Source organism: Microcella sp. (assembly GCF_051860105.1).
Lineage (GTDB): Bacteria > Actinomycetota > Actinomycetes > Actinomycetales > Microbacteriaceae > Microcella.
Genome location: NZ_JBHYEO010000004.1, coordinates 160863 through 167467 on the forward strand (window position 1 = coordinate 160863; position 6605 = coordinate 167467).

General features: G+C 71.4%; 6 protein-coding genes. All 6 read left to right on the top strand.

Annotated features, from left to right (window positions below):
• Positions 1–38 precede the first annotated feature (38 nt).
• The 6 genes from ACTIE9_RS03825 to ilvA all read left to right on the top strand — a co-directional run bounded on the left by ACTIE9_RS03825 (position 39) and on the right by ilvA (position 6479).
• Positions 39–1163: an ABC transporter substrate-binding protein gene (locus ACTIE9_RS03825; protein ID WP_439564251.1), complete on the top strand. Its 1125-nt coding sequence runs from the start codon at positions 39–41 to the stop codon at positions 1161–1163.
• Positions 1164–1173: 10 nt separating this feature from the next.
• Entirely contained in the window at positions 1174–2076 is a 903-nt protein-coding gene (locus ACTIE9_RS03830) for an ABC transporter permease (protein WP_439564252.1), read from the top strand.
• Positions 2077–2081: 5 nt separating this feature from the next.
• A complete protein-coding gene (locus ACTIE9_RS03835; RefSeq protein WP_439564253.1) occupies positions 2082–2897 on the top strand; it encodes an ABC transporter permease in 816 nt (271 codons plus the stop codon).
• Entirely contained in the window at positions 2894–3976 is a 1083-nt protein-coding gene (locus ACTIE9_RS03840) for an ABC transporter ATP-binding protein (protein WP_439564254.1), read from the top strand. Before ACTIE9_RS03835 ends, ACTIE9_RS03840 begins: the two co-directional genes overlap by 4 nt.
• A 104-nt stretch (positions 3977–4080) precedes the next feature.
• Positions 4081–5238, top strand: coding sequence for an AI-2E family transporter (locus ACTIE9_RS03845; protein ID WP_439564255.1), 1158 nt, complete (start codon positions 4081–4083; stop codon positions 5236–5238).
• The gene (gene ilvA / locus ACTIE9_RS03850) at positions 5235–6479 is read left to right on the top strand and encodes a threonine ammonia-lyase (protein ID WP_439564256.1); all 1245 of its coding nucleotides are present in this window, start codon (positions 5235–5237) and stop codon (positions 6477–6479) included. The genes ACTIE9_RS03845 and ilvA overlap by 4 nt, the downstream gene beginning before the upstream one ends.
• The last annotated feature ends 126 nt before the right edge of the window (positions 6480–6605 follow it).

Genomic DNA, 6605 nt, shown 5'->3' on the forward strand with positions numbered 1-6605 from the left:
ACAGCCTGAGCCGCCGCGGCGCACACCACGGAGGATTCGTGAACACCACCCGCACTCTTGCCGCCGTCGCCCTCGCGACGACGGCAGCACTCACGCTGGGCGCCTGCTCGACCGCCGAGGCTCCTGCCTCGGGCGTCGACGCCGCCACGGCGACGAGCATCGCCGACTTCGGCACCTTCGCCGACCTCGAGGCCGCCGCCAAGGCCGAGGGCGCGCTCAACGTCATCGCGCTGCCGCGCGACTGGGCGAACTACGGCGAGATCCTCGACCTGTTCATCGAGCGCTACCCCGAGATCACGGTCACCGAGGCATCGCCCGACGCCTCGAGCGCCGAGGAGATCCAGGCCGCCGAGAACCTGCGCGGGCAAGACACCGCACCCGACGTGTTCGACCTGGGCCTCGCGGTCGCGCTGCAGAGCACCGACTACTTCGCGCCCTACTTCGTCGAGCGCTGGGACGACATCCCCGCCGAGCTCAAGAACGAGGACGGCCTCTTTTGGGCCGACTACGGCGGGTACATGGCCATCGGCTACGACCCCGACGCGGTGCCGGCGCCCACGAGCCTGGAAGACCTGCTCGGTGAGGAGTACCGCGGCAAGGTCGCCATCAACGGCGACCCGACGCAGGCCGGTGCCGCCTTCGCGGCGGTCGGCATGGCGACCGTGCAGAACGGCGGCACGCTCGACGACTTCGGCGCCGGCATCGACTTCTTCGAGGAGCTCAACGCGGTCGGCAACTTCGTGAAGATCGACCCGACGCCCGCGACGGTCGCCTCGGGCGAGACCCCCGTCGTCTTCGACTGGGACTACCTCAACAACGGCTACGCCGCTGACCTCGACGGCCAGCGCAACTGGGAGGTCGTCGTTCTGCCCGGCACCGGCTACGCCGGCTACTACAACCAGGCCATCAACGTCGACGCTCCGAACCCGGCGGCCGCGCGCCTCTGGATGGAGTTCCTCTACAGCCCCGAGGTGCAGAACCTGTGGCTGAAGGGCGGCGCCCGCCCGGCGCTCGAGGCCTCGATGGTCGCGAACGGCGAGATCGACGAGGCGCTCTACGCAGCGCTTCCCGAGGCGCCGGCCGACACCGTGGTGCCGACGGCCGCCCAGAGCGAGGCCGCGGCCGCGCTGCTCGGCGAGCGCTGGGCCACCGCTGTCCAGTAGCACGCCCGTCGTGACGACGGTCGACCCCCGGGGCTCCGCGCCCCGGGGGTCGACCCGCACGGCCGGCCTGATCTCCTCCCCGGTCTGGGGAATCGTGCCCTTCGCGCTCTACGTGCTGCTCTTCCTCGGGCTGCCCACCGCCATCGCGCTCGGCACCGGCTTCGTCGACGGCGAGGGCGCCTTCACGCTCGACAACCTCGCCGCTCTCGGCGACCCCTTCGTCGTGAGCGGCTTCACGACCTCGATCGTGCTGTCGGCGGTCACGGCCCTCATCGGCGCCGTCCTCGGCGCTCTCGTCTGCTACGCCCTCATCGGCACGCGCCCCGAGGGCCCGCTGCGCTCGGGCATCGACGCGGTCAGCGGTGTGCTCGCGCAGTTCGGCGGCGTCATGCTCGCCTTCGCGTTCGTCGCGACCATCGGCATCCAGGGCTTCATCACGGTGCTGCTGCGCGACCAGTTCGGCATCGACATCTTCGCCGACGGGGTCTGGCTCTACGAGGCGCCCGGGCTCGTGCTGCCCTACATCTACTTCCAGGTGCCGCTCATGATCATCATCTTCATGCCCGCCCTCGAGGCGCTGAAGCCGCAGTGGGCCGAGGCGAGCGCCACGCTCGGGGGCACGACCGCGACCTTCTGGTGGCGCATCGGGTTCCCCGTGCTCGCCCCCTCCTTCCTCGGCTCGCTGCTGCTGCTGTTCGCCAACGCGTTCTCCTCCTACGCCACGGCGGCGGCCCTGACGAGCCAAGGCCAGTCGATCGTGCCCCTGCAGATCCGTGCCGCACTGACGAGCGAGACGCTGCTCGGCCGCGAGAACCTGGCCGGCGCGCTCGCGCTCGGCATGATCGTCGTCATGGCGGTCGTCATGACCCTCTACGCGCTGCTGCAGCGCCGCGCCTCGCGGTGGCAACGATGAGCGGGATGCGCGGCGCGACCGGCACGGGAATCCCGGTGCCGAGCCGCCTCGTCCGCGCGGGCATCCTCGGCACCATCGGCCTCGTCTTCGCGGTGCCGATCGTCGCCATGGTCGAGTTCACGCTGCGGCGCGGGCTCGAAGGCGGCTACAGCCTCGACCGCTGGGTCACCGTGCTCACCTTCGACCTCGGGCCCGAATACCGCGTGCTCGGCCAGGCGATCGGCAACTCGCTCGTGCTCGCGGCGGCGACCGTCGCGCTCATGCTCGTGCTGCTCGTGCCGACCATGATCGTCGTGCAGCTCAAACTGCCGCAGCTGCGGCGGGTGCTCGAGATCGTCTGCCTGCTGCCGATCAGCATCCCGGCCATCGTGCTCGTCGTCGGCCTCGCCCCCGTCTACGGCGTCATCGCGCGCGCCGCCGGCAGCGGGGTCTGGACCCTCGCCTTCGCCTACGGCATCATCGTGCTGCCCTTCGCCTACCGCGCGGTGCAGTCGAACCTCGACGCGATCGACGTGACGACCCTCACCGAGGCGGCGCGCTCCCTCGGCGCGAGCTGGCCGGTCGTCATCACGCGCGTGCTGCTGCCCAACCTGCGCCCCGGCCTGCTCGCCGGTGCGTTCATCTCGGTCGCGGTCGTGCTCGGCGAGTTCACGATCGCCTCGCTGCTCAACCGACAGAACCTGCAGACCGCCCTCGTGATCGTGCAGAAGGACGACCCCTTCATCGCCGTCATCGTCACCCTGATCTCACTGCTCGTCGCCGTCGCCCTGCTGCTCGTGATCGGGGCGATCGGCCGCGGCACCACCCGGAGGACCTCATGACCGACCTGACCGACCGCACCGATACCGGCTCTCTGCGGGTCGCCGCCCCCGTCGAATTCGTCGACGTCGTCAAGCGGTTCCCCGGCGGCACGACCGCGCTCGACGGCATCTCGCTCGCGCTCGCGCCCGGCGAGCTCGTCGCCCTGCTGGGCCCCTCCGGGTGCGGCAAGACGACGGCGCTGCGCGTGCTCGCGGGTCTCGAGCGCGCCGACGACGGGCACATCCTCATCGACGGGGTCGACGTCATCGGCACGCCCACCAATAAGCGCGACATCGGCATGGTGTTCCAGTCGTACTCGCTGTTCCCGCACCTCACCGCCCTGCAGAACGTCGAATTCGGGCTCCGGATGCGCGGCGTCGCGCCTGCCGACCGTCGCCGTCGCGCGGCGCAGGCGCTCGAGCTCGTCGGGCTCGACCACCACGGCGCTCGCTACGCCCACCAGCTCAGCGGCGGGCAGCAGCAGCGCGTCGCGCTCGCACGCGCCCTCGTCACCCGCCCGCGCGTGCTGCTGCTCGACGAGCCGCTCAGCGCCCTCGACGCCAAGGTGCGGGTGCAGCTGCGCGAGCAGATCCGCGGAATCCAGACCGAGCTCGGCATCACGACCGTCTTCGTCACGCACGACCAGGAGGAGGCCCTCGCCGTCGCCGACCGCGTCGCCGTCATGCGCGCGGGCCGCATCGAACAGATCGGCACGCCCGAAGAGCTCTACGCGCGCCCCGCGAGCGCCTTCGTGGCCGACTTCGTCGGGCTCAGCAACCGCCTGCCGGGCACGGTCGCCAAGGGCGTCGTGACCGTCGGATCGCAGCGGCTTCCGCTCATCGACCCGGCCGTGCCGGCGGGCGACGCGGTCGCCCTCGTGCGGCCGGAAGACGTCGTGTTCGCCGCGGCCGATGAGGCGGATGCGCGCGCCGCGGTCGTGCTCACCACCTCGTTCCTCGGCTCGCTGCGGCGCACCCGCGTGCGCCTCGACGACGGGGTCGAGCTGACGGTGCAGCACGAGGTCGGCCGCCATCCCGCGCCGGGGGAGGCCGTGCACGTTCGGCTCACCGGGCGGCCCGTCGCCGTGGCGTCGGCCTGAGGCTGCGCGGGCTGACGGGCGGCGATATGCCGCGGCGGGCATCCGGAACAGAGCGGCGCCCCTCGCCCGGCCGAAGCCGGGGCGCGTGCTCGTAGACTGGCGCAATGTTCTGGCGACCGAAGGCTGATCCGCTCCCGCCCGCGGGGGGCGACGCCGTGTCGCCCGCGATGCGCACCGCCGCTGCCTGGTCGTGGCGCATGCTCGTGGTCGCCGGGGCGATCGGGGTGCTGATCTTCCTCATCATCCAGTTGCGGCTCATCGTCATCCCGTTGCTGATCGGCGTTCTGCTCGCGGCTCTGCTCGTGCCGTTCGCCACGTGGCTCAAGCACCGGCTGCGCTTCCCGCACTGGCTCGCGGTGACGACGGCCATGCTCACCCTGGTCAGCGTGGTCACCGCACTCATCTGGCTCGTCGTGGCCCAGGTGCGCGCCGGGTGGCCGTCGCTGCAAGACCGATCGGTCGACGCGTTCGACGAGTTCCTCGTGTGGCTCAGCACGACCTTCGGCCTCAGCACCGACGAGATCACCGGGTGGATCGACGGCATCGTCGCCGAGCTCGACTTCTCCACCGGGGGCCCTCTCGTGACGGGAGCGCTGTCGGTGAGCGCCACGGCCGTCGAGCTGCTGACCGGCACGGTGCTCGTGCTGTTCTCGCTGCTCTTCTTCCTCATCGACGGGCCCAACATCTGGCGCTTCGTCGTGCGCATCTTCCCGCGCAGCGCGCGGCCCGCCGTCGATGGCGCCGCCCGCGCCGGCTGGCTCACCCTCACCAACTTCTCGAAGGTGCAGATCTTCGTGGCCTTCGTCGACGGCCTCGGCATCGGGCTCATCGCGTGGGCGCTGGGCCTGCCGCTCGCCCTGCCCATCGGCGTGGCCGTCTTCCTGGCGAGCTTCGTGCCCTTCGTCGGCGCGCTCGTCACGGGAGCGCTCGCCGTGCTCATTGCGCTCGTCTACAACGGGCCGTTCATCGCCCTGCTCATGCTCGCTGGCGTGCTCCTCGTGCAGCAGATCGAAGGCAACGTGCTGCAGCCCCTCGTCATGGGCCCGGCCGTGCGGGTGCACCCCCTCGCCGTCGTGCTGGCGGTGGCGACGGGCGGACTCCTCGCGGGCATTCCGGGCACGCTCTTCGCGGTTCCGATCGCCGCCTTCGTCAACGTCTTCGTGCGCTACATCGCGAGCGGCCGGTGGCGTGTCATCCCGCACCCCATGACCCTGAGCGATATCCAGCCACCACCCGTTGCACCCACCCAGGAGCGCCCATGACCGCCGCACCCCTCACGATCGCCGGCCCCACCCTCGCCAATGTCGAGGCTGCGCGCCTGGTCGTCAGCCGCGTCGCCGAGGTCACCCCCATGGAGACCTCGCGCTATCTCAGCGACGTGCTCGGCGCGCCCGTGCACCTCAAGTGCGAGAACCTGCAGCGCACGGGCTCGTACAAGATCCGCGGTGCGTACAACCGCATGTCGCGGCTCAGCGACGAGGAGAAGGCGCGCGGCGTGGTCGCCGCCAGCGCCGGCAACCACGCGCAGGGCGTCGCCTTCGCGGCGCGCGAGCTCGGCATCCAGGCCACCATCTTCATGCCCATCGGCGTCGCCCTGCCCAAGCTGCAGGCCACGCGCCACTACGGTGCCGAGGTCGTGCTGCGCGGCCACACCGTGAGCGAGCCGCTGAAGGCCGCGCAGGAGTTCGCCGAGCGTACCGGCGCCGTCTACATCCCGCCCTTCGATCACGCGGATGTCGTCGCCGGGCAGGGCACGCTGGGCCTCGAGCTGCTCGAGCAGGTGCCCGAGCTCGAGACCGTGGTCGTTCCGATCGGCGGCGGGGGGCTCATCTCGGGCGTCGCGAGCGTGCTCAAGCGGCGCGCGGCCGAGCTGGGGCGCAGCATCCGGATCATCGGGGTGCAGGCGGCCAATGCGGCGGCGTACCCCGTCTCGCTCGCGGCGGGAGCGGTCACCGAGATCACGATCTCGCCGACGATCGCCGACGGCATCGCCGTCGCCAAGCCCGGCAAGCTCAACTTCGAGATCGTTCGGGATGCCGTCGACGAGGTCGTGACGGTCGACGACGACGACATCGCACGCGCGATGCTCGTGCTGCTCGAGCGGGCCAAGATGGTGGTCGAGCCCGCCGGCGCGGTCGGGGTGGCCGCGATCCTGACCGGCAAGGTCGTCGCGAGCGGCCCCACGGTCGTCGTGCTCTCCGGCGGCAACATCGACCCGCTCATCATGGAGCGCGTCATCGCCCACGGGCTCGCCGCCTCGGAGCGCTACCTCAAGCTGCGCATCCCGCTGCCCGACCGGCCGGGCCAGCTCGCGCGCACGAGCGAGATCATCGCCGATCAGAACGCCAACGTCGTCGAAGTGCTGCACACGCGGCACGGATCGGGCCTGGCGATCAGCCAGGTCGAGCTCGAGCTGCACATCGAGACGCGCGGGCCCGAGCACGCCGACCAGGTGATCGGGGCGTTGCGCGAGGCGGGTTATGACCCGAGGACGCAGTTGTAGCGTTCGCGCGCGACGCTGGCGCGTCGGGTGCCGCGCGGCCGGTCAGGTAGCTCGTTCGCGCGCGACGCTGACGCGTCGGGTGCCGCGCGGCCGGTCAGGTAGCTCGTTCGCGCGCGACGCTGACGC

Excerpts from the sequence above, each read along its gene's own strand:
- ACTIE9_RS03840 (WP_439564254.1), top strand. The coding sequence starts at position 2,894 with ATGACCGACCTGACCGACCGCACCGATACCGGCTCTCTGCGGGTCGCC.
- ACTIE9_RS03845 (WP_439564255.1), top strand. The coding sequence starts at position 4,081 with ATGTTCTGGCGACCGAAGGCTGATCCGCTCCCGCCCGCGGGGGGCGAC.
- ilvA (WP_439564256.1), top strand. The coding sequence starts at position 5,235 with ATGACCGCCGCACCCCTCACGATCGCCGGCCCCACCCTCGCCAATGTC.
- ACTIE9_RS03835 (WP_439564253.1), top strand. The coding sequence starts at position 2,082 with ATGCGCGGCGCGACCGGCACGGGAATCCCGGTGCCGAGCCGCCTCGTC.